Origin of the sequence: Pseudoalteromonas ruthenica (assembly GCF_008808095.1) — a bacterium.
In the GTDB taxonomy this organism is placed as follows: Bacteria; Pseudomonadota; Gammaproteobacteria; order Enterobacterales; family Alteromonadaceae; genus Pseudoalteromonas; species Pseudoalteromonas ruthenica.
Genome location: NZ_CP023396.1, coordinates 891,065 through 915,223 on the forward strand (window position 1 = coordinate 891,065; position 24,159 = coordinate 915,223).

The following is a 24,159-nucleotide window of genomic DNA, read 5'->3' on the forward strand; positions in this document are numbered from 1 at the left end:
GGTTAATATTAAGTAAATAATTTAAACAATAAAACGTTAGGGAGAAGTCAATGCGTTTTGTGCGATTGCTCAGTGCCTCATTACTGAGTTTACTTCTAGTCGCCTGCGGTGGCGGCGGCAGTTTAGAAGAAGGTGGTGACACGGGGGGAGATGGTAGTTCTTCCGGTAGTTATTCCATTACCGTAACCGTGGTGGACAGTGAAGGCAACGAAATATCTGCCGAAAATCCTATTTCTAATGACAACCCGGCGCAAGCAGTAGCAACGCTCAGCGCAACTTCAGGCTCTGTGTCTGGTAAGGCCATTGAGTTTAGCCTGCAGCAAGTAAGTGGCAATACCCTAGGTGAGCTAAAACCTGCTTCTGCACAAACGAACGCAGATGGTGTCGCACAGGTCACTATTGGCCCAGGTCAAGTGAAAGGCGCGGGTCGTGTAACCGCAACTTACATTCCGGCGGCGGGTGAGCAGGTGGCAGCGCAAGCGGATTTTACCACCCAAGGTGATGACGTTGTTGTGACCGAGGAAACCGCCGATGTTGACGTGTTACTGCTCACTGGTTGTAACGCTGGCTGGGATAATGATCGTGATAACGTGATGCTTGACCCTCGTGACCCAAATACTGGTTGTAACATCGTAAATAGCATTTCTTCTAATGAAGTGGGCGAGATCTACGTTGAAGTAACCAGCATTCAAAGTGGCGATGGCGTAGGCTCGGCAATCGTTAATGCCGAGACATCCGTGGGTACAGTATTACCATCGTCTGGTACTGCATTAACCGACTCATTTGGCCGCGCACTGCTGCGTTTACAGCCAGGCAACCAAGGTGGCGCAGGCACGATTACCGCGGAAGCATTGGGCGTTACCGACACCACCAACTTTGCTGTAGGTGTGGTAGATTTAGAGCTGACAGTTGATAACGGCTTGGCAACGGATAACAACAATAACGTTATCCCACTTAAAGCCGGTGGCAGTACGGTTATCGAAGTGCAGCTTCGCGATGAGGAAGGCAGCCTATTCCAAACCCCAACCGATGTGGAATTTAGTTCTACTTGTGCGGCCAGTGGTCAGTCTACTTTGGATGACAAAGTAAAATCGCGTGCCGGTATTGCTACAGCAACGTACCGCGCGAACGGCTGTAACATTAGCGATAACGTCACTGTAACGGTAGAGACTGGCGGTAAAAACTACACCGCAACAACTATTATTCCGGTTGAGGCCTCACCCGTACAATCTATTCAATTTATGGATGTAAGCGAGGCGTTTATCGCTCTTCCTCCAGGTGAAGGCGGTGTTCCTACACAATCTGTAGTGCGCTTTAAGCTCCTTGATGAGGACGGCAACCCAGTCGCTCAAGACCGCATTGATTTTCGTTTGACGGACGGTACCGGTGAAGCTGGGCTGACTCAGGTAACAGGTAATACTGATAACAACGGTGTGGTGCAAACCACGGTCACATCAGGTGTGGTCCCTGGTGCCCTAGTTGTAAAAGCCTGCTACGTGCCAAAAGCAGACGTTGCGGCGCTGCCTGAAGGTGATGATTTGACCTGTTGGGTTGATGAATATGAAGCGTGTCAAGCAGCCGATGCCCCAAGCTCTTGTCCTGAAGGCGAACTTCGACTTATTCCACTAAGTGAGCAAATCAGCTCGGTGTCTAGCTTACTTACATTAAGCTCAGGCGTGACTGATCAAAATAGCTTTGATTTAAGCACCGACGTTATAAATTCCAACTCGCTTTATTACAACAATGTGGTATCCAATCTTACGGTATTTTTTGGCGACCAGTTTAATCAGCTAAGCGGCGATGGCGTTGAAGCAACCGTACTTGCCGAGGCAGGCGCTACTGGTTTGCTTGATGGCACGCAGTTTAACCCCACCTTTAAGTGTCAAACCACCGATGCGGCCTGTACCATTCAATGGCGCAGCCAAGGTGATAGACCATTTTGGGATTACAAATGGGGTAACCGTATCGGTGATATCGATGGCGACTCATCTACCACCGAGGGCATTAACCCAAAAACCGGTGTTCAAAACTGCGACCCTTATTTTGGTGCAGCGGCACCTTGTATCAACGGCATGATTCGGGCTAAAAATGACCCTAACGGTATTGTAATGGGTGGCCGCGTTACCGTGATGGCGGTAGCCAAAGGCCAAGAGAATTTCGTTGATGAAGAGTCGAGCGGTGGTATTACTCGCCGTAACGGCCTGTTCGATATTGGTGAATACTATCAAGAGTATGACTTAAGCGAAGCCTTTATCGATCACAACGAAAACGGCACCTTCGATAAAGCTAACTGTGACCCTGCACCTGGGCCTACTGACCCTTGTTCAGAGCTAATCTCACGAGGCGGTCATAACGAGACATGGCGTGACCTCGATAACGATGGCATCTTTGATGAAGCGGATGGCAAATACAATGGTCTATTGTGTTCACAAGAAGCTGAAGCAGCCGGTGAGTGTACTCGTGAGCTAATTGAGGTACGTAATAGTCTTGAGCTGGTGATGTCTGGTGATGAACCTTACGTAAGGTTTGTGATTGATTCAAATAGCTGCACCAGTGATGCTCAACGTGTGCTTGAGTCAACTAACGTTGCTGGTAAATGTGACATTGAGTCAGTTGATGTGAGTTCAGAGGAAAATGGTGGTTTGGCATCTCAGGTAGTCGATATTTACTACAGTGATGAATTTGGCAACCCTCTGCCAGTGGGTACGGAAGTGTCTATTACCACGGCTAACGGCGATATCGATATTTTAGAGCATAGCGGAACAATTGGAAACACGAACACCGATAAGCCAACTCGCTCTAGAGTGTTGATCTCTCGGGAGTCAGAAGGGAATCGAAAAAGTGTGGGCAGTTTAACGGTGATGTTTACTATTCCATCTGGACTTGAAGATGTGGATGACAAAGTTGTATCCAAAGCTATGCAGGTCATTGACGATCAATAATAGCGCGTCTTGTTAAACAAAATGCCAACCACTCGGTTGGCATTTTTGTTTTTATTCCTATATATTGCCCGGCGTTAGCCTGTGCATCGGTGATTAATCACCATAACGGACAAAATCACAGCAACAGCTGGTCAAAAAATCGCTGATTAGATAAAAGTTTAGCGTCAAAGCTTGTAACAATAGGTGTTTGTAGATATACCTATATTTATTCGTGCCCACGAACAAGGGCAATCATTATAAAAAGAGATAGGTCAACTTAGGCTATTATGGGCAAATCGCTAGTCATTGTAGAGTCTCCTGCAAAAGCAAAAACAATTAATAAATACCTAGGCAAGGACTATGTTGTTAAGTCCAGCGTAGGTCACGTACGCGACCTTCCCACCTCTGGGTCAGGTAAGGCGAAGGCGCCTGCGGCAAAATCCCCCGCCGAAGTGCGCAAAATGGCCCCTGAGGAAAAAGCCGCCTATAAAAAGAAGCGTGACTATCAAAACCTAGTTGCACGCATGGGTATAGACCCAGAAAAAGGCTGGGAGCCTCACTATGAGGTGCTACCCGGCAAAGAAAAAGTTGCTCAAGAATTAAAAAAACTCGCCGAAACGGCAGATGAAATTTATCTCGCAACGGATTTGGATAGAGAAGGGGAAGCCATTGCATGGCACCTTGAAGAGATTATCGGCGGTGATAAGTCGAAGTACAAACGGGTGGTTTTTAACGAAATCACCAAAAATGCCATTCAACAGGCCTTTTCTACCCCGGGCGAGCTCAATACCGATATGGTACAGGCTCAGCAAGCGCGACGCTTCCTAGACCGTGTTGTTGGCTTTATGGTCTCGCCTTTGTTGTGGCAAAAAGTGGCGCGCGGGTTATCTGCTGGGCGCGTGCAGTCCGTTGCCGTTCGTCTTCTCGTGGAACGCGAGCGCGAAATCAAGGCCTTTATCCCGCAAGAGTTTTGGGATATTCATGCTGATGTACAAGCCAAAGCCGATGCGTTACGTCTTCTGGTAACCAAAGAGCAAGGTAAAGCCTTTAAACCGGTTAATAATGACCAGGCAGAGGCCGCTGTGGCGCAGCTGCAATCGGCTCAGTACCAAGTTACCGACGTTGAAGAAAAACCGAGTAAAAGCCGCCCAAGTGCGCCTTTTATCACCTCCACCATGCAACAAGCGGCCAGTACGCGCTTAGGTTATGGCGTTAAAAAGACCATGATGCTAGCGCAGCGTCTTTACGAAGCCGGTTATATTACCTATATGCGTACCGACTCGACTAACTTGTCACAAGACGCTATCGCCATGTGTCGCGGTTATGTGGCCGATAATTTTGGCGACAATTACCTGCCGGAAAAAGCCAATATTTACAGCGCAAAAGGCAACGCACAAGAAGCGCACGAAGCAATCCGACCGTCAGATGTGAACGTTCTTTCAGGGCATGTTGAGGGTGTTGATGCTGACGCGAAGAAACTGTATGAGCTTATTTGGCGTCAATTTGTTGCCTGCCAGATGGTGCCAGCGCAATACGATTTAACCACAGTGACGGTCACAGCGGGTGAGTTTGAGCTTAAAGCCAAAGGCCGTGTATTACGTTTTGATGGTTGGACCCGAGTGCAACCTGCTGTGCGCAAGAAAAGCGATGAAGAGCAAGCGCTGCCAGCATTGAGTGTCGGTGATGAATTAAGCTTAGATAAGCTGGACCCACAACAGCACTTTACCAAGCCGCCAGCGCGATACAGTGAAGCAAGCTTGGTTAAAGAGCTTGAGAAGCGCGGTATCGGTCGACCCTCAACCTATGCTTCGATCATCGGCACTATTCAGGACAGAGGCTATGTGCGGGTGGAAAACCGTCGTTTCTTCGCTGAAAAAATGGGTGAAATCGTCACCGATCGCCTTGTTGAGAACTTTACCGAGCTGTTGAACTACGACTTTACCGCCAAAATGGAAGAGCGCCTGGATGATATTGCCGAGGGCGAACGCCAGTGGACTCAAGTGCTGGATAACTTTTATGCCGACTTCTCGGAAAAGTTAGCAATTGCCAGTGGCGATGAGGCGCAAGGCGGAATGCGTCAAAACCAAATGGTCGAGACTGACATTGATTGTCCTAGCTGTGGCAGAAAAATGGGGATCCGCACAGCATCAACCGGTGTGTTCTTAGGTTGTACTGGGTATAACTTGCCCCCTAAAGAGCGCTGCACCACCACCATGAACCTCACGCCTGGTGAGGAAGCGGTCAATGCCGATGAAGTTGAAGATGTTGAAACATCAACACTGATGCAAATGAAGCGTTGCCCTAAATGTGAAACCGCCATGGATTCATATTTAATTGATGAAACCCGAAAACTGCATGTCTGTGGTAATAATCCCGCGTGCAGTGGCTACCTCATTGAACAAGGGCAGTTTAAGCTCAAGGGCTATGATGGTCCGATTATTGAGTGCGATAAGTGTGGCGCCGATATGGAGCTGAAAAACGGTCGCTTCGGTAAGTATTTTGGCTGTACCAATGAAGACTGTAAAAATACTCGTAAACTGCTTAAAAATGGCGAGCCGGCACCACCTAAAGAGGACCCGGTGCACTTGCCAGAGCTTGAATGCGAGAAATCGGATGCCTATTTCGTGCTGCGTGATGGCGCTGCCGGTATATTCTTGGCTGCCTCTACTTTTCCTAAGTCACGGGAGACTCGGGCACCTAAGGTTTCTGAATTAAAGCGTTTTCGCGACCGTATATCACCTAAATTTTACTATTTAGCCGATGCGCCAGAGACTGACTCTGATGGTAACCCAGCGGTAGTACGTTTTAGCCGAAAGACTAAGTCGCAGTATGTAATGACAGAAGTCGATGGTAAAGCGACTGGCTGGAAGGCAACCTACGAAAGTGGTAAATGGGTTGAAGAAGAGAAAAAGAAAGCGAAAAAGAAAAAGTAACCCGCAGAAAAAAAGAAAAAGCCGCTCACATTGATTGAGCGGCTTTTTTATTCCCCTAGGCCCATATTAGGCAAGTGGCTATTTGATATTCACTTGTTGTACGTGCTGGTAACCATTGTCACTGAGCTCATCATTGACACAGTCGAGCACATACTGATACTGGCTTTGCGCATCAATGTCATCTTCCGTGGCCCAGTCTAGGCACATCTGCGTGTGCTCCTTGATTATCTCCTCGGGGGCGACTGGTAGGTCATCGCTGGCAAAAGCACTTTGTAAGCCAATAGCAAACAGCGCACTTAAAACAAGGTATTTCATTGCATAGTTCCTCTTTGGAAAGTGCTTTATTTTTAGCGTAATCCCCGGTTTTTAGAAAGTGAGTTATTTTTATCGTCAAGATAACCGACGTTGTCCTTGGGTGAGCAACATGACTTTTGAACAAGCACAAAAAAAGCACCCCGTAGGGTGCTAAAAAATGTCACGTTTTATGACACAAGGGAAGGGGATAAAGACGAGCAAACCAACAGCCAAATGCAGGTAAATGCAGTGTTTGGCCTTGCAATCGCCCAGTGTGATGGCGCAACGAATCTTGATATTGATGACTGGGCGCGTGCGTTACTTCGACACTCACGGGTTGCTCCGATAGGTTAAAATAACAACATATGGACTCATCACCGTGGTTGCGGATAAAGGCAAGAACGGGCTCATGAGTATCAATAAAGTGAATGTCACCTTCAACTAACGCACGATGCTGACGCCGCCAAGCCATAAATTCGCTGTAGGCATTGAGCGTTGAATGAGCATCCTGTTGTTGTTTGGCAACATGTTGTAGGCTGTGAGCATGACTTACTGGCAGCCATGGTTTTACCGTGCTAAACCCGGCGTGCTCACCGTCTTGCCAAGGCATCGGCGTGCGACAGCCATCACGGCCTTTAAAGTTGGGCCAAAAGGTAATGCCGTACGGGTCTTGCAAATCTTCGAATGCAACATCCGCTTCGCCTAATGCCAGTTCTTCGCCTTGATACATGCATACACTGCCACGTAGGGAGCCAAGCAGTGCGGTCAACATTTTGACTTGTTCAGGGTTAACTTCGCCGTTTTTTGCCCAACGGCTGGCAACACGCTCCACATCATGATTACTAAACGCCCAGCAAGGCCAGCCCTCGAGCATATTCGCCTCTAAGGTCTCAACCGTTTTACGAATATAGGCGCTGCTGTAATCATCGGTTAGTAGCTCGAAACTATATCCCATATGCAGCTTGTCGCCGCCGCTGGTGTATTCGGCCATGGTTGCAAGGGAATCCTCAGAGGAGATCTCCCCAAGTGCTACCGTGCCTGGATATTTGTCGAGTAAGGCACGAATATCGCGCATAAATTCGAGGTTTTCAGGTTGCGTGTTGTTGTAGTAGTGGTATTGAAAAGCGTACGGGTTATCTTCGCTAAAACCACGGCCTTGACGCTTTTCTTTTGGCTTTGCCGGGTTATCACGTAATTGAGCGTCGTGATAACAAAAGTTAATGGCATCTAAGCGGAAGCCATCAACCCCTTTTTTGAGCCAAAACTCCACGTTATCAAGCACCGCTTGACGCACTTGCGGGTTATGAAAATTAAGGTCTGGCTGCTCGGTAAGAAAGTTATGCAAATAATACTGTTCGCGACGAGGTTCCCATTGCCATGCCGGGCCGCCGAAAATGGATAGCCAATTGTTAGGCTGCGTGCCATCTTCTTTAGCGTCTGCCCACACGTACCAATCGGCATAGTCATTATTGTTTGATTCGCGGCTTTGCAAGAACCAGGGATGCTGATCAGAGGTGTGGCTCAATACCTGATCAATAATGATTTTAATATCGCGCTGATGTGCTTCGGCGATCAGTTCATCGAAGTCTGTAAGATCGCCAAAAATAGGGTCAATATCACGATAGTCGCTGATGTCATAACCGAAATCCTTCATTGGCGATTTGAAGAACGGTGAGATCCACACCGCATCCACACCCAAGCTTTTTATGTAATCAAGGCGGTTAATAATACCTCGGAGGTCGCCAATTCCATCGCCGTTTGTATCTTGAAAGCTGCGGGGGTAAATCTGATAAATTACCGCACCTTTCCACCAAAGAGGGTTCGCCATGTTTCGCTCCAGAACATCGGTTAATTTTTTTGCTTGGCAAAGAATACGGCAACCTCAGAACGCTTGTAAAAAATCTGCATACGTATGCATGATGTATTCGTATGCAAAAGCGCATCAGGTGGCTTTAGTGTTTGCTTGGCTTTGTCACCAAATTGATACCAAAAGGCTGTTTACCAATGGAAACAGTGCCATTGAGTTGGCTGGTTCCGGTAATCGGGTCTTGCACTTATTTAAGGCGATTCAGCCCACCAGTGCACTAAAGTAGTGCGAAAATGAATGGTAAGACCAATTACCACGTCACAGTATGGGCTCTTACTATCATGTTCTCAATAGCCCTACTAGTAAGGGATGTGGGCTTATTTATGGGTTCAGGGGGCTGGCGTAGGCTAGGGCAGCGTATTGTTGGGGGTGTTAAATTGTAACTGTGCTGTAAAGGCTAGCAAGCTCGCATATTTACTGGATTGTTGCTAATTTTGATGTAACTAAAATGTAAAATATTGCAGCTGCAATTACATTGAATACGTATGCATAAGTTTGTTAATAATTTAAGACGAGCGTTAGTATTTTTTGCGACAACAACACGAGCCAAATTGGTGCAGCGCTAACTATCACCAATTGGTCCTAATAAAATGGTTAATCGGGATAAAACACTATGTCTATGTTCAAACCAAGTATGCTAACGCTTGCACTGTTGAGTGCCGGTTTAGGTAGCCAAGTCGCGTATGCTCAAGGCAACGAAGCGCAGGCGCAAGCCGATGAGCAGCAAGATGTTGAAGTGATTGAAGTACGTGGCTTTCGCCGCAGTGTCGTCGAGTCAATCAATACTAAGCGTTTTGCAACAGAAGTGGTAGAGTCAGTGTCTGCGGAAGACATTGGTAAATTACCAGATTCGTCTATTGCTGAATCTATTGCTCGCTTACCTGGTTTGACTGCACAGCGCTTAGACGGTCGCGCATCACGTGTCAGCGTACGTGGTTTTAGCGAAAACGAGAGCGCCACCACCTTTAATGGTCGTGAACAAGTCTCTATCAGCGACAACCGTGGCGTAGAATTCGACCTTTACCCGTCAGAAATTATGAGCGGTGTAACGGTCTATAAAACACCGAGTGCATCACTTGATGCTGAAGGCATTGCCGGTGTTATCGATATGCAAACAGTCCGGCCGCTAAGCAAGGGCGAGCAGGTCATTCAGTTTAACGGCCAGCTTGAGCAAACGAGTTTCGATAAACTAAATCCAGACGGCGATGACAAAGGCTTCCGTGGTACGGTCTCTTACATTGATCAGTTCGCTGACGATACCTTTGGCGTTGCTTTTGCTTATACAACGATGAGTTCACCCAACCAGGAAAAGCGTTGGAACTCATGGGGCTACCCTGAATTTACCACAGACTCAGGGGATACTTATTCAATCTTGGGTGGGGCGAAACCTTTTGTGCGCTCATCAACGCTCGAGCGTGACTCTGCGATGTTAGTGCTTGAATACGCGCCTACCAGCGACTTGAGCATGACCTTTGACGCGCTTTATGTTGATTTTACTGACGAAAAAATCCTTCGTGGTATTGAAGTCCCCTTTGCTTGGGGTCAAGGCTCAATCTCTCCTGAGAGCGCAACGGTTGACTCCGACAGCGGCTTTATCACCAGCGCCTTAACAGAAGGTCAACGCGTTGTCGTTCGTAACGACTTTGAAGAGCGTAAAGCGGATCTGAGTCAGTTTGGCTTTAATGTAGAATACCTCCTTAGCAACGACTGGGAGTTGGAATTTGACGCCAGTCGCTCCGAAGTAGAGCGTCAAGTATGGAGTATCGAAAGCTACTCAGGTACAGGTCGTGGTGATAATAACGGTATTTCCGATAATATCGGTTATGCCTTTGATGATGGCAACACCGGCGCCCAATTCTCGCACCAGCTTGATTACAGCGACTTCAACCTTATTCAATTAGGTGGGCCTTTATCTTGGGGTTCTAGTGCGGCATTAAATAATCAATATGGCTTAACCGGCACGCCATATGAGAATACCGCGCAAGATGGCTTTATTAATGCCCCAGAAGTGGAAGACGAATTAACTACGTTGAAATTGGCCGCTAGCAAGGCAATGGATAACGCCTACATCAGCGGTGTGGAATTTGGCGTGTCTTATCGTGACCGTGAGAAAACCAAGGTCTCTGAAGGCTACTTTATGACTTTGGCTGATTTCTCTTACCCAGAGAACGTCGGCATGCTCGAAGTGCCTGAGCAGTATCGTCTAGGTAGTGCCGATTTAAGCTTTATTGGCATGGGCCCAATGGTCGCTTACGATACCCGTGCGCTCGTGGATGACGGTTACTATAATCTGCTGCGTGAAAGCCTAACCGACTCTAAGCACTTAACACGTTCATGGACAGTGCAAGAAGAAGTCACCGCCGCCTTTGTACAAGCCAATATTAATGCAGAGCTAGGTGATATCCCAGTAACGGGTAATGTCGGTGTGCGTTATGTGTATACCAAACAGTCGTCACAGGGTAATGCCTTTAATGTCGTTGATGGCCTCGTTGTGGCCGAACCCACCGATATTAGCCACGACTACAGCAATGTGCTGCCGAGCCTAAACCTTAACTTTGCTCTAGATGAGCAGCAAACGCTGCGTTTTGGTGCGGCGAAAACCATTTCTCGTGCGCGCTTAGATGAAATGAATGCCTCAATCAGCGCCTCGTACAATGCCCAGCAGCCAGATGAAAACGGCAATTATTGGTCGGTATCCGGCGGCAACCCGGAGCTTGAACCCAAAGAGGCGACGGGCTTCGACTTAAGCTATGAGAACTACTTTAGTGAAGAAGGTTACTTCTCGGCAGCGGTGTTCTATAAAGACCTGAACCAATGGATTTTTGACGGTAACTATGAGATTGATATGAGCGGCGTGGCGGACCCGGCTACTGGTGAAATTCCACCAAACAGCACCGGTACCGGCTCAGGTAAAATCAATGGCGGTGGCGGTGACCTATGGGGTTACGAGCTTTCCGTGGCATTACCGTTTAACTTATTTGCCGATGAGCTAGAAGGTTTTGGCCTACTGGCCAGCCATACCGGTGTTGAGCAGGATATGGAAGACCCCAATGGCAACGACTATGAATTGCCAGGTTTGTCTGACAGCATTCAAAGCTTAACCTTGTACTATGAGCGCTATGGCTTCACCGCACGTACGAGCATGCGTAAGCGTAGTGACTTTAAAGGCGATATCTACGGTGTGGGTTTCTCAACTGACCAAGTCGATATCCAAGGTGAAACCATCTGGGATGCACAGCTTGGGTATGACTTTGCTGATTCCGGTATTCAAGGCCTAGAGAGTCTAGAGATTACTTTCCAAGTGCAAAACATCACCGAAGAGCCGTTTATCTCGCTACAAGGTGACAATGCCCTGCAAGTACGTGATTACCAAGATTATGGTCGTACCTACTTGCTCGGTTTCAAGTATGAGCTATAACTCTTAACTGTCGTAACTTGTTTAAAAAGCCCTTGAATTTTCAAGGGCTTTTTTGAAGTTAACAGCTAATAGCGGGGCACGCAGAGATGGCAAATATTAATCGGGTGGTGATCTTAGGAGGCGGTACAGCAGGGTGGTTGAGTGCCGCGTTGCTGGCAAAAATGCTGGGTAAACAGCTGAGTATCACCTTAGTGGAGTCCACGGATATTGGTACTGTCGGTGTCGGCGAAGCGACCATACCGCCGATTGTCGCCTTTAACAACGCCTTGGGGATTGATGAAAAAACGCTGATAAAGCGCACTGGAGCGACGATCAAATTAGGGATCCAGTTTGAAAACTGGGGCCGCAAGGGCGACAGCTACATGCATGCGTTTGGTCGTTTAGGTAAAGCGCTGCCCTTTTGTGATTTTCATCACCTTTTTCACCATGCAAAAGAGCAAGGTCTTGGCCATTCGTTGTGGGATTACTCACTTAATTTCCAAGCAGCAAAAGCAGGGCGCTTTGCACCACTGCGGCATTTACCCAATACCCAGTTAGCCGGTACTGAGCATGCGTATCATTTTGACGCCAGCTTGTATGCGCAACTGTTGCGCGAGCGCGCCGAACACTTTGGCGTTCAGCGTATAGACGCTAAGGTTGATAAGGTTGAGCAAAGTGATAACGGCGATGTGCAGGCGTTGGTGTTACAATCAGGCGAGCGCGTAGAAGGGGACTTATTCATTGATTGCAGCGGTCAACGAGCACTGTTGATAGCGCAAACCTTAGGGGTCGGTTTTGAGGATTGGTCACACTGGTTACCGTGCGACCGCGCCATCGCTGTGCAATCGCATCACGGCGACGATAAAGACCCGCTACCTTATACCCGCTCCATCGCTCATGATAGCGGTTGGCAGTGGCAAATCCCGTTGCAGCATCGCGTTGGTAATGGCTTAGTTTACTGCTCTCGCTACCTCGATGACGACCAAGCCAAGGCGCAGTTACTGGCAAACCTTCCCGGTGAGGCATTGCATGAGCCCCGGGTGATCCCATTTCGCACTGGTGCTAGGCGCCAGCAATGGCACAAAAATGTGGTCGCCATCGGTTTAAGCAGTGGCTTCCTTGAGCCCCTTGAGTCCACCAGTATCCATTTGATTCAAACTGCGGTGATCCGCTTACTGAAACATTTTCCACACCAAGGCATTGCTCCCGCCTCGGTGCGTGCATTTAACCGCTTATTTAGCACCGAAATGGCACAAATTCGCGACTTTATTATTCTCCATTATGCCCTCAATCAGCGCCAAGATAGTCGTTTTTGGCGTTACTGCGCCGATATGGAACTGCCGCCATCTCTCAGCGAGCGTATCGCCCAGTTCCAACAAAGCGGGCAGGTGCACCGCTATCAAGATGAACTCTTTGCCGAAGTGGCCTGGCAGCAGGTATTGATCGGTCAAAACTGTTGGCCCCAACAGCACCATCCGCTGGCTGAGCAATTATCAAATGAGCAACTTGATGAATTACTGCAAAGTTTACGCACACTGATTAATCAGGCAGTGCAAAGCATGCCGAGCCACCAACAATTTATTCAAAGGAATCTAAGCTAATGCGTGTATTTATGGTGTTATTAGCCTTATTGGCATTACCTTGTCAGGGCCTCGAAGTGGCGCCAAAACATTGGTGGGTAGGAATGCAAAACCCCGATGTGCAATTACTGCTGCATGCACCAAATACTGCCCAGCGGCAGTGGCAGTTACGCCCATACGACGGCGTTAAGCTAACGCGTCAGCATCATCTTGACTCCGACAACTATCAGTTTCTCAGCGTGCATATCGGTGCCCAAGCGCGTCCAGGCACACTGCAGTTTGTCGCCGACGATGGCACTCAATTTGACTATCAACTCAAGGCGCGGGCGCACAATTCAAAGCAACGTCAGGGTTTTAGCAGTGATGATGTGATCTACCTTATTAATCCCGATCGCTTTGCTAACGGCAACGTTCATAACGATAACCACCCCAGCATGATAGAAAAAGTCGACCGTCAGGCGCGCGACGGCCGCCGTGGTGGTGATTTACAAGGAATAACCGAGCGTCTTGATTACCTAAAGCGCATGGGCTTTACGCAACTATGGCTCACTCCAGCGCGAGAAAATAATATGGCCACAGGGTCATACCATGGGTATGCGATGACCAACCTATATGCCATCGACCCGCGCATGGGCGGCAATGAGGCCTATTTTGATATGGTGGCGCAAGCCGCTGAGCGGGGTATCGGGGTGATCATGGATATGGTGCCCAATCACATTGGCGTCAATCACCCATGGGTAGCCGATAAACCGAGCCGAGATTGGATTAACAATGGCGGTGAGTTTTTGGCTAATAATCATCGCCGACAAACGGTGATGGACCCCCATAGCAGCGAATACGATCGCACTCGCTTTAACGATGCGTGGTTTGTACCAGCAATGCCCGACCTGAATCAGCGTGTAGACGAGCTGAGCACTTATTTGATTCAGCACAGTATATGGTGGATTGAGCAGGCCGGGCTTAGCGGTATTCGCGTCGATACCAATTCCTATTCCGATAAAGCCTTTATGGCCCGTTGGAGTCAGGCCATTATGGCCGAGTATCCCAACTTCAGCATTGTTGGTGAGGAGTGGACCACCAATCCAGGGATTATTGCTTATTGGCAGCGCGGCAAACACAACCAAGACGGTTTTAGCACCGCCATCAATTCAATGATGGACTTCCCGTTGCAAGCGGCTCTGGTCAAAGCCCTCAATGAAGAGCCCGGTTGGCACACCGGCTGGGTACGGGTGTATCAAAGTCTCGGTAATGATTTTATGTATGCCAACGCCGATGACTTGCTGGTGTTTGCCGATAACCATGATATGAGCCGCATATACACCCAGCTCGGGCAAAGCGTTAACAAAACCAAGTTGGCAATGACACTGATGCTTACTATTCGTGGCATTCCCCAAGTCTATTATGGTACCGAGGTGTTACTTGATAACACCCCTTCGGATGCCCATGGGGATATTCGTATTGAGTTCCCCGGCGGTTTCAGTGGCCATCAAGCCGATGCCATCACTGGGCAAGGCTTGAGCGCAGAGCAAACACAGATGCAAGGCTATCTGCGCACCTTATTGCAGTTGCGCAAACAACATAGCGCGCTGCGTCAAGGTCGGATGGTGCACTTTGCCCCCAAGGACAATGTCTACCTGTATGCCCGTATTGATAATGAGCAGCGCATTGTGGTGATATTGAATAAAGGCGGTAAACAGCACCTAGAACTGGCACCTTATGCCGAGATTTTACAAGGCGCAAAGCAGGCCAAAAACCTGCTAAGTGGTGAGATGTTACGGTTAAATCAGACGCTGGCAATCGGCGCTGAACAAGCCATGATTTTAGCACTGCAATAGAGTGAATACGTATGCACGGCATATCAAAGGGGCCGTGGAGAACGTAGTATTTTTGTCATAAAAGAAATAACAAAGTGTACCCATGAAAGACAACAAGTTAACAACCACGCTACTGGCTGGGTCATTGGCTGTAGCCCTGCTAGGCTGCTCTGAAAACACCAGTTCCTCGCACAGCAAAGACGCTGAAAAAGAGCTGCAACAAGATGCCGAGCAAGTACAAAAGCCGGTGGTCTACCAAGTGTTTACGCGCTTATTTGGTAACACCAAGCAAACTAATAAACCATGGGGCACGCTCAGCGAAAATGGCGTAGGCAAATTTGCCGATTTTGATGACAAAGCCCTCGCGGGGATTAAAGAGTTGGGGGTGACTCATATTTGGTATACCGGGGTGTTACACCACGCCACGGTCACCGACTACAGTGACTTCGGACTACTAGGTGATGATCCTGATGTGGTCAAGGGGCGGGCGGGCTCACCCTATGCCATTAAAGATTATTATAACGTTAACCCCGACCTAGCGGCGAAACCAAGCGATCGCTTACAAGAGTTCGAGGCCTTGATTGCTCGTACTCATGAGCAGGGCATGAAAGTGCTTATCGATATTGTGCCTAACCATGTCGCGCGTGATTATCACTCGGTATCTAAGCCCGAGGGAGTAGCGGATTTCGGCGCCAATGACGATACCAGCGTCAGCTATCGCCGCGATAACAACTTTTATTATGTGGTCGGTGAGTCATTTCAGGTACCGCAGTCGCCGCAGTATCAAGTACTCGGGGGGATGAGCCACCCCAAGGCCGATGGCCACTTTGCGGAAACCCCAGCGAAATGGACCGGCAATGGCGCGCGCAAGGCGCAGCCTGATATCAACGATTGGTACGAGACGGTAAAGATCAATTATGGTGTCAAACCCGATGGCAGCTATGACTTCCCGCGTTTGCCTGAGGACTATGCGAACAAAGATTACCGTGCTCACTACCAGTTTTGGCAAGATAAATCCCTACCGGATAGCTGGTATAAATTCCGCGATATTACTCAGTACTGGCTGGCCAAAGGCGTGGATGGCTTTCGCTATGATATGGCAGAAATGGTGCCGGTAGAGTTTTGGAGCTTCCTAAACTCCGCTATTAAAATGACCAACCCCGATGCCTTCTTACTTGCCGAAGTGTATAACCCAACCCTATATCGCCCTTATATTCACCAAGGGAAAATGGATTACCTGTACGACAAGGTGGGTTTTTATGACACCTTAAAAGCCATTATTCAGGGGCAACAAGGTGCGGATACTTTGCTTGCTAAGCACCAAGAGGTGGCGGATATTGAGCAGCACATGTTGCACTTTTTAGAAAACCACGACGAGCAGCGTATCGCCAGCAGCGATTTCGCCGGCGACATGAACTGGGGCAAGCCCGCGATGACGGTGTCGACCTTAATCGGACGCTCGCCAAGCATGCTCTATTTTGGCCAAACAGTGGGCGAGGATGGCTCCGAAGAGCCCGGGTTTGGCGACCCAACACGCACCAGTATTTTTGACTACATTGGGGTGCCTGCTCATCAACAGTGGATGAATAACGGCGCCTTTGACGGTGCACTGCTGAGCCCAGAGCAGCGCCAATTACGGCAGTTTTATGTCCAACTTATGGCCCTTAATTCGTTGCCTGCCATTGTCGGCGGTGAGCTGCAAAGCGTTGCCAACTCACAACCAAAGCAGGTGGTTAGCTTTGTGCGCCAACTCGCGCAGCAGCGCATTCTCGTGGTGGCTAACTTCGCGCAGCAGCCACAGTCTGTGCGTATTGATATCGTCAGTGGCGAGGGGGAAACCTTACTAGGCACAGAGCCACAATTCGATGCCCAAGGCATCAGCTTAACATTGCCATATCAGGGTGTCAGTGTGGTGCAATTAGGAAGTAAACAATAATGCAAAATGAAAGACCCAGCTTAAGCTTTTGGCAAATATGGAATATGTGCCTCGGATTCATGGGGATCCAGTTTGGCTTTGCGTTGCAAAACGCTAATGTCAGCCGCATTTTCCAAACGCTCGGAGCAAAAATCGATGACATCCCCATTTTATGGGTGGCGGCGCCGCTTACCGGGCTTATCGTGCAACCCATTATTGGTTATATGAGTGATAAAACGTGGGGGCGCTTAGGACGTCGCCGTCCGTATTTCTTTTACGGTGCGATCGTCACCACGGCGGCCTTAGTGGTAATGCCTAACTCACCAACACTGTGGGTTGCGGCGGGCATGTTATGGATTATGGATGCGTCAATTAACGTCACCATGGAACCCTTTCGTGCATTAGTCGGTGATAACTTGCCGAACAAGCAACGTGCGCTCGGCTACTCACTACAAAGCTTTTTCATTGGCGTGGGGGCGGTGGTCGCTTCCAGTTTACCGTGGATCTTAAGCAATTGGTTTGATGTCAGTAATACCGCTGCCGCCGGGGTGATTCCTCCTTCAGTGCAGTATGCCTTTTACGTCGGCGGTGCGTTCTTGTTGGGATGTGTTATGTGGACGGTGTTTACCACCAAGGAATACAGCCCAGAGCAGCTCGCGGCGTTTAATGACGACGCACAGGCCAATACCACTATCGATACCACGCAGGTCATTAACTTTGCTCGCACTTTAGTGGTCAGCGGCCTATCAGGGGCGGCGATTATCGCAGCCGTTGGGGTGATGGAGTTAGAGAAAGAGTTGTACTTGCTCGGGGGCTTACTGCTGGCCTTTGCCATGTTACAAGGCATCGCCGCTTGGCAACAGCGCCAAGGCTACACAGGCAACGGCTTCTTCACGGTGGTACACGATGTTTTCACTATGCCTAAGGCCATGCGTCAACTTGCCTGGGTGCAGTTTTTCAGTTGGTTTTCGCTCTTTGCGATGTGGATTTACACCACGGCTGCGGTGACCAGCCACCACTACGGCAGTGTTGATGTTACTTCTAAAGCTTACAATGATGGTGCTGACTGGGTTGGCGTGCTGTTTGCCGCTTATAACGGCTTTGCTGCGCTGGCCGCACTGGTGATCCCGGTGATGGTGAAGCGCGTCGGTATTCGCATCGCCCATGCCCTTAACTTGCTCTTAGGCGCACTGTCGCTGGCCAGCTTTTTGGTTATTAGTGACCCAGCCTGGCTGATGCTACCTATGGTGGGAATTGGCTTTGCGTGGGCGTCTATTCTTTCGTTGCCTTATGCCATGCTCTCGAGCGCGCTACCGAGCTCGAAAATGGGCGTGTACATGGGTATTTTCAATTTCTTTATCGTTATTCCGCAGTTGCTTGCAGCCAGTATTCTCGGGCTTATTTTAAAGCATGGCTTTGCCAATCAACCTATTTACGCGCTCATCATTGGTGGCGTGTCTTTTGTGTTGGCAGCGCTTGCACTTACGCGGGTGAAACTTAATCATTAATCTAAGGGTGATACAGTGAAAGTATTAAACGCAATTGCCAGTGCCATGGTACTGGCAACGGTGGCGGGATGTAACAGTGCCGCCCCCACAGCGAACAGCGATAGCGCGCCGGGGGCTCCTGGCGATAAACCGTTTTGGGCGTATTCGGGCAAAACCGGTATTGGTACCTCTTATGAGGCTTATCAACAAGGTCGTTACGATGACAACAGTGCCACAGGCACGGTATCAAAAGTGTGGTTTTCCTTGGCAAAAGGGATGATCACCGAAACCATGTTTGGGCTGATTCACCAAGCGCAAATTCGTGACATGCAATTTATTGTCAGTGGTGAGGACTTCGTTGTCGCTGAAAGCGATGGTCTTAGCAATAGCGTGGAATACCTTGATGTCGACCCCCAAGGGCGACCGACATCATTGGCATACCGGGTAACCAGTGAGGATAGCCAAGGGCGCTTTCGCATTATTAAAGATATCTTTACCGACCCGGATGCGCAGTCACTGATGGTGCGCGTACGTTTTCAGGCCAATGAGCCGGGGCTGCGAGCACATGTGCAGGTGAACCCTTATGTGAATAATGATGGCGTTGACGACCGGGCCAAAGTTGCCGACGATGCCCTTATTGCTTATTCCGGTGGCCATTACCTGAGCTTGCAAAGCGCCAAGGGTCTTAATGACGGCTCCGTTGGTTTTGTTGGTCAATCGGATCGCTACTCGCAGCTTAAAGCGCGCGGTGAGTTCACGCGCTATCAAAGCACTGGCGAGCAAGCGGGGAATGTCGCCATGAGTGCCACACTCGGCGAGATAAGCGAAAACAGCCAGTTTGATCTGGTGTTAAGTTATGGCAACAGTGAACAAGACGCGCTTGCTCAGGGTCAAAAAACGCTGAAGCGTGGCTATGATAAGGTGCTTGCGCACTATAATGGGGATGGCGATGCCATTGGCTGGCAGGATTATTTGCAGAGCTTGCAGCTTGAGCGTCTTTATGATGCCAGCACTGATGGCGGCAAATTACTCAATACCAGTGCCTTAGTGCTCAAAGCGCAGGAAGACAAAACCCATGCCGGGGCATTGATTGCCTCTTTATCAAACCCATGGGGTGATACCGTGGCCGCAGAGCAAGGCCATACTGGCTATAAGGCGGTATGGGTACGCGACTTCTATCAAGTTGCTATGGCTTTTCTAGCCATGGGGGATACGCAAACGGCAAAAGCGGCGTTTAACTATTTACCTAAGGTCCAAGTACGAGAGGATACCCCTGGCAACCAAGGTGATACCGGCTGGTTTTTACAAAAGACCCATGTTGACGGTGAATTAGAGTGGGTGGGGGTGCAACTGGATCAAACCGCAATGCCTATCATGCTCGCCTGGAAACTATACAAAGGCGGGGTGCTGTCGAAAAACGAACTCACTCAGTGGTATCGTACCATGCTGCAGCCGGCTGCAGACTTCTTGGTCGAAGGGGGACTGGCAAAAATCCTGTGGAATGACACCCAGATCACGCCGCCTTATACGCAGCAGGAGCGTTGGGAAGAGCAAGCAGGCTACTCGCCTTCTACTACCGCCGCCGTAGTGGCTGGATTGATCAGTGCCGGGGAAATTGCCAAGCTAAGCGATGATACCGACAGTGCCCAGCGTTATTTGGCAACGGCGAAGCAGTATGAGCAAGACATTGAAGCCTTGATGTTTACCAGTAAAGGCACATTAACGGGTGAAGCCAGCGATGGCCGCTATTTTGTGCGTATCGCCCAGGATGAAAATACCAATGGCGATACCCGGCTGGCCGCAAACAATGGTCGTGCCGGTATGGATAAAAAGCAGATTTTAGATGGCGGCTTTTTAGAACTGGTGCGCTATGGCGTGCGTGGTGCAGACAGCGAGTCGGTGACTGCGTCTCTGCCTGAGTACGACGACCAAAGTCTCGTCGATAATCTGCGAGTCAAATATACCTTTACCGATGAGCAGGGGCGCGCCTATCCCGGTTGGCGTCGCTATGGTAATGACGGTTACGGCGAAGATGAAAAGCGGGGTAGCAACTATGCCGAGGGCGGCAACAATACCGACGGTCAGCGCGGTCGGGTATGGCCCTTTTTCACCGGTGAGCGGGGTCACTATGAAATTGCCGCAGCCAATGCCGTACGTGGCGGGTTCACAGCGAAAGACTATCAGCGTATTCAGCACACCTATGTGTTCGGTATGGAAGCCTTTGCTAATAAGGGCATGATGCTGCCGGAGCAAGTGTGGGATGGTGTCGGTGTCAACCCGTTTGGCTATGAGCTTGGCGAGGGCACAAACTCGGCCACGCCACTGGCGTGGACCCACGCCGAATACGTGAAGCTACTGCGCTCATTGACTGATAAGACGGTATGGGACCATTACCCCATTGTTGAGCAAGCGTTGCAGTAAACGACCTTGAGAAATACAAGCCGCTGGCGTTATCGCAGCGGCTTTTTTATGATTAACCAATCGGCAACAGGCTGCGCGCAGCGTTACTACCGGCTCGATTGGCGCACGATAAGCTGCGGTGGCAAAATGCTATTCGCTAAGTCGACTTCTTGCTCACCGATCAGGCTGAGTAAGTTAGCCACCAACATCTGTCCGGCCAAAGTGGTATTTTGTTGGACAGTAGACAGCGGGGGCGTACAAAAGCGCGCCACTGCTAAGTCATCGAAACCAACGACTGACACATCATGGGGGACCCGAAGTCCCGCCTCTTGCAAAGCACGAATGGCGCCTATGGCGATTAAGTCGCTAGCACCGAATAGAGCGTTAAAGGTTATGTTGTTGGCCAGTAAGGATTTGGTCGCTTGATAACCGGATTCTTCGGTAGAAATAGCGGTGGCCATTTTACGCTCGCTTACATGTTTGCCGTTATCTTGTAAGCGCTGCTCGAAGCCCTTAAAGCGAGCGCTAAATTCTGGACTGTGGTGTGACGCATCTCCAATAAACGCACAATCAGTGCGACCCAATTCAATAAAGTGCTCTGCCACTAAGCGCCCCCCATACTGGTTATCACAGCTTACCGTCAGCTCTGGACGGCCATCCACATTAGCGCCCCAGCAAACGAACTTAGTATTGGTATCTAATAAGCGGGCAAATTTGGCTTGGTAGTCAATGTAATCGCCGTAGCCAAGCAAAATAATGCCATCGGCACGATGACTTTCAGCGTAATCGGCATGCCAGTCATTACTACTGGATTGAAAAGACACTAACAGGTCATAGCCTTCTTTGGCGCAAGCGCGGGTAATAGATCCCAGCATGGATAAAAAGAAAGGGTTAATTTGCGACTCGTCTGAAGTTGGGTCTTCAAACAAGAGTACCGCCAAAGTCGAGCTTTGTTGCGCCCGTAAATTGCTGGCGTTCTTATCCACCTTGTAATTTAGCTTGCGCGCGACTTCAACCACTTTACGCCGTGTCTCCTCATTTACCAATGGGCTCCCTCTTAGGGCACGGGAAACCGTGGACTGAGAAACCCCAGCATAGTGGGCAATGTCGAAAGAGGTGGCTTTACCTTTCATGTATTTCCTCATAGAGCGCTCGCAATAGTCCACGACAATACAGCCAAGTACCATTAAAGAGAAGCGAAGTGTCTGCAAAAAACGGGCATTTTGCTACATTTTTGCCGCAAACTGAAAATTTTTATTGATTCATAGCTGACACCGGTGTCATAATGTCGGCGTTTTATCATTTTGTTGTCACAAAACGGTTTGGCTGCCCGCTGCCCGGGCAGCACTTTTTTCAGTAGCGCGAAAAAAGTACAGCTAACATAAAGTTAATAAGTTTATACCAGTTAAGTCAATGGTGAAGAAAAGCGCGGCCTACACACCCACACCATGACGCTGGATAAATAACAAGAGAATACATTATGAGTCCAGCGAGTACACAGGCAGAGAACAAGGTGCCATTCGCACCCATTTTGGTCGCTGATATTGGCGGCACTAATGCGCGTTTTGCGCTGATCACCGACTACCTACCCAACGACAACGAGTTTGTCATTAGCCATCGCCATACCTTTCCTAGCAGCGATTTCAGCACCTTTGAAGATGCGATTAGTGAATACCTAGCGCAATTATCAGAAATCACCATAAGCCGTGCTTGCCTCGCCGTTGCAGGGCCAGTTAAGGGTGAAGAAGTGATGCTGACTAATCTCGGCTGGCACTTCAACGTCACCCAGCTAAAAGCGCGCTTCGACTTTAGTAATTTACAAGTTATCAATGACTTCGCAGCGTTTGCCTATGCCGCGCCTTATCTTAATGCCAGCGATAACATTGTTGTTAAACAAGGCCAAGCACAGGCACAGGCTAATATTGCTGTGTTTGGTCCCGGCACCGGTTTCGGCGCTGCGTGTTTAGTGCGCTCTCAAGGGAATCAAGCGGTGATGAGCTGTGAAGCAGGGCATATTAGTCTTGCCCCAGTGACAGAGCTGGACCGACAACTTCATAACGTGCTGCGCGATGAGTTGCAGCATGTTTCTGTTGAGAATGTGTTTGCCGGCCCCGGCATAGCAAGGCTGTATCAGGCCATGGCTAAGGTTGAGGGGGCGCAGGTCAATGAACTCGATGCAGCGCAAATTGCTGCGCTTGCACAAAGTGGCGAGTGTCATATTGCTACCAAAACACTGAATCACTTCTGTGACTGGATAGGCAGTGTGGCTGGTGATATCGCCTTGAGCTTTGGCGCTCTGGGCGGTGTGTATATTGGCGGTGGTATTTTGCCGCGCATGCACGAGCGCTTGCTTAATAGTCGCTTTAACGAGCGTTTTATCGCCAAAGGCATGATGTCACAGTACAATAGTCAAATTCCGGTGACCTTGGTGTGCCAAGAAAATATTCCTTTTATTGGCGCTGCGGCGTGTATCCACCAAGGGCAGAGTAAGGACTAAGTTGCGCGGATTATGAAAAAGATAACAATTAATAGTGTTGCCAGTTACGCCGGCGTATCCAAAAAAACTGTGTCGCGGGTATTAAATAACGAGCCTAATGTCAGTGATGCGACCCGAGAAAAGGTGCTTAAAGCCTTTAAAGAGCTGGATTATACGCCGAATCCCATTGCCCGGGGTCTAGCGCGCAATCGCAGCTTTATTATTGGTTGTCTTTACGATAATCCGTCAAAAAGTTATATCACGCGTTTGCAAAGCGGTGCACTGGCAGCGTGCCATGAGCATGGCTTTAATTTGTTGATCCATCCTTGTGAGTTGCGCGCAGAGGCGTTACTTGAAAATATAGAACAGCTGCTGCAAACCTCGCGTCTAGATGGTTTGGTATTGACTCCTCCATTTTCAGATCATGCCGAGTTGGTGGCGTTTTTGCGCAAAAAAGGCGTGCCATTCGCCCGTGTCGCCTCGGTGAAACTTGATGACGACTCTATTTCTGTGCGCAGTAATGACGAGCAGGGCGCTTTTGAGATCACCGAGCTATTGATTAATATGGGGCACAAAGATATCGCCTTTATCAAAGGTCACCCCGATCACAGTGCTACCGAGCAGCGCTTTAATGGTTATCGACGAGCGCTCAAGCAACACGGTATTGAATATCAAGAACGGTTAGTGGAAGAGGGTAACTTCTCCTACCATTCTGGTGCCGACAGTGCACGCACCATTTTACATTTAAACCCTCGACCTACGGCGGTTTTTGCCTCGAACGATTACATGGCCGCTGCGGCGCTCAAGTTAGCAACGCAAATGAACTTGAAAGTACCGGATGATATTTCCATTGCGGGTTTCGATAACGCGCCGATAGCCCGTCATATTTGGCCCGGTTTGACGACCATCGCACAACCGGTTGAGGAAATGACGCGTCTTGCGGTTGACCACCTGATAGAACAAATCAATCATGCCACCGATGAGCAGCAAGAAGGCGAGCAACGTCAACCTCTGCAGCTGACCCTCGAAGCAGAATTGATCACCCGTGAGTCTACGGCGGCACCAAAAGCCTAAA

Annotated in this window: 13 protein-coding genes; 10 read left to right on the forward strand and 3 right to left on the reverse strand. The window is 49.3% G+C overall.

Annotation, left to right across the window (positions count from 1 at the left end; genetic code table 11):
* The first annotated feature begins 50 nt into the window (after positions 1–50).
* Together PRUTH_RS04300 and topA are read left to right on the forward strand one after the other, a co-directional pair.
* Positions 51–2,942 (forward strand): Ig-like domain-containing protein, encoded by a 2,892-nt coding sequence (locus PRUTH_RS04300; protein WP_151172609.1) that lies wholly within the window; start codon positions 51–53, stop codon positions 2,940–2,942.
* 266 nt (positions 2,943–3,208) lie between these two features.
* On the forward strand, positions 3,209–5,854 hold the full coding sequence (gene topA, locus PRUTH_RS04305) for a type I DNA topoisomerase (protein WP_151172610.1): 2,646 nt from the start codon (positions 3,209–3,211) through the stop codon (positions 5,852–5,854).
* A 78-nt stretch (positions 5,855–5,932) separates the two neighbouring features.
* Here topA and PRUTH_RS04310 read toward each other — a convergent pair whose 3' ends face one another.
* Both PRUTH_RS04310 and PRUTH_RS04315 read right to left on the reverse strand, forming a co-directional pair.
* On the reverse strand, positions 5,933–6,169 hold the full coding sequence (locus PRUTH_RS04310; protein ID WP_022945095.1) for a hypothetical protein: 237 nt from the start codon (positions 6,167–6,169) through the stop codon (positions 5,933–5,935).
* 160 nt (positions 6,170–6,329) lie between these two features.
* Positions 6,330–7,976, reverse strand: coding sequence for an alpha-glucosidase family protein (locus PRUTH_RS04315; RefSeq protein ID WP_151172611.1), 1,647 nt, complete (start codon positions 7,974–7,976; stop codon positions 6,330–6,332).
* 652 nt (positions 7,977–8,628) lie between these two features.
* On the opposite strand from PRUTH_RS04315, the gene PRUTH_RS04320 reads away from it, so the two are divergent.
* From PRUTH_RS04320 to PRUTH_RS04345, 6 genes are all read left to right on the forward strand, one after another.
* A complete protein-coding gene (locus PRUTH_RS04320) occupies positions 8,629–11,433 on the forward strand; it encodes a TonB-dependent receptor (protein ID WP_053910400.1) in 2,805 nt (934 codons plus the stop codon).
* 86 nt (positions 11,434–11,519) lie between these two features.
* The gene (locus PRUTH_RS04325) at positions 11,520–13,013 is read left to right on the forward strand and encodes a tryptophan halogenase family protein (protein ID WP_151172612.1); all 1,494 of its coding nucleotides are present in this window, start codon (positions 11,520–11,522) and stop codon (positions 13,011–13,013) included.
* Positions 13,013–14,827 carry a glycoside hydrolase family 13 protein gene (locus tag PRUTH_RS04330; RefSeq protein WP_151172613.1) on the forward strand — a complete coding sequence of 605 codons (1,815 nt, stop codon included), beginning with the start codon at positions 13,013–13,015 and terminating at the stop codon, positions 14,825–14,827. Before PRUTH_RS04325 ends, PRUTH_RS04330 begins: the two co-directional genes overlap by 1 nt.
* A gap of 82 nt (positions 14,828–14,909) precedes the next feature.
* Complete coding sequence (locus tag PRUTH_RS04335) at positions 14,910–16,742, forward strand: alpha-amylase family glycosyl hydrolase (RefSeq protein ID WP_151172614.1); 1,833 nt, start codon at positions 14,910–14,912, stop codon at positions 16,740–16,742.
* Entirely contained in the window at positions 16,742–18,229 is a 1,488-nt protein-coding gene (locus PRUTH_RS04340; protein ID WP_151172615.1) for an MFS transporter, read from the forward strand. The genes PRUTH_RS04335 and PRUTH_RS04340 overlap by 1 nt, the downstream gene beginning before the upstream one ends.
* 15 nt (positions 18,230–18,244) lie before the next feature.
* Positions 18,245–20,629: a glycoside hydrolase family 15 protein gene (locus PRUTH_RS04345; protein WP_371741517.1), complete on the forward strand. Its 2,385-nt coding sequence runs from the start codon at positions 18,245–18,247 to the stop codon at positions 20,627–20,629.
* A gap of 86 nt (positions 20,630–20,715) precedes the next feature.
* On the opposite strand, the gene PRUTH_RS04350 is transcribed toward PRUTH_RS04345, so the two are convergent.
* On the reverse strand, positions 20,716–21,741 hold the full coding sequence (locus PRUTH_RS04350; protein ID WP_022945103.1) for a LacI family DNA-binding transcriptional regulator: 1,026 nt from the start codon (positions 21,739–21,741) through the stop codon (positions 20,716–20,718).
* Between the two features lie 347 nt (positions 21,742–22,088).
* Between PRUTH_RS04350 and glk the strand changes: the two genes are divergently transcribed.
* Both glk and PRUTH_RS04360 read left to right on the forward strand, forming a co-directional pair.
* Entirely contained in the window at positions 22,089–23,105 is a 1,017-nt protein-coding gene (gene glk, locus PRUTH_RS04355; protein ID WP_151172616.1) for a glucokinase, read from the forward strand.
* A gap of 12 nt (positions 23,106–23,117) precedes the next feature.
* Positions 23,118–24,158, forward strand: a complete 1,041-nt coding sequence (locus PRUTH_RS04360) for a LacI family DNA-binding transcriptional regulator (RefSeq protein WP_022945105.1) — start codon at positions 23,118–23,120, stop codon at positions 24,156–24,158.
* The last annotated feature ends 1 nt before the right edge of the window (position 24,159 follow it).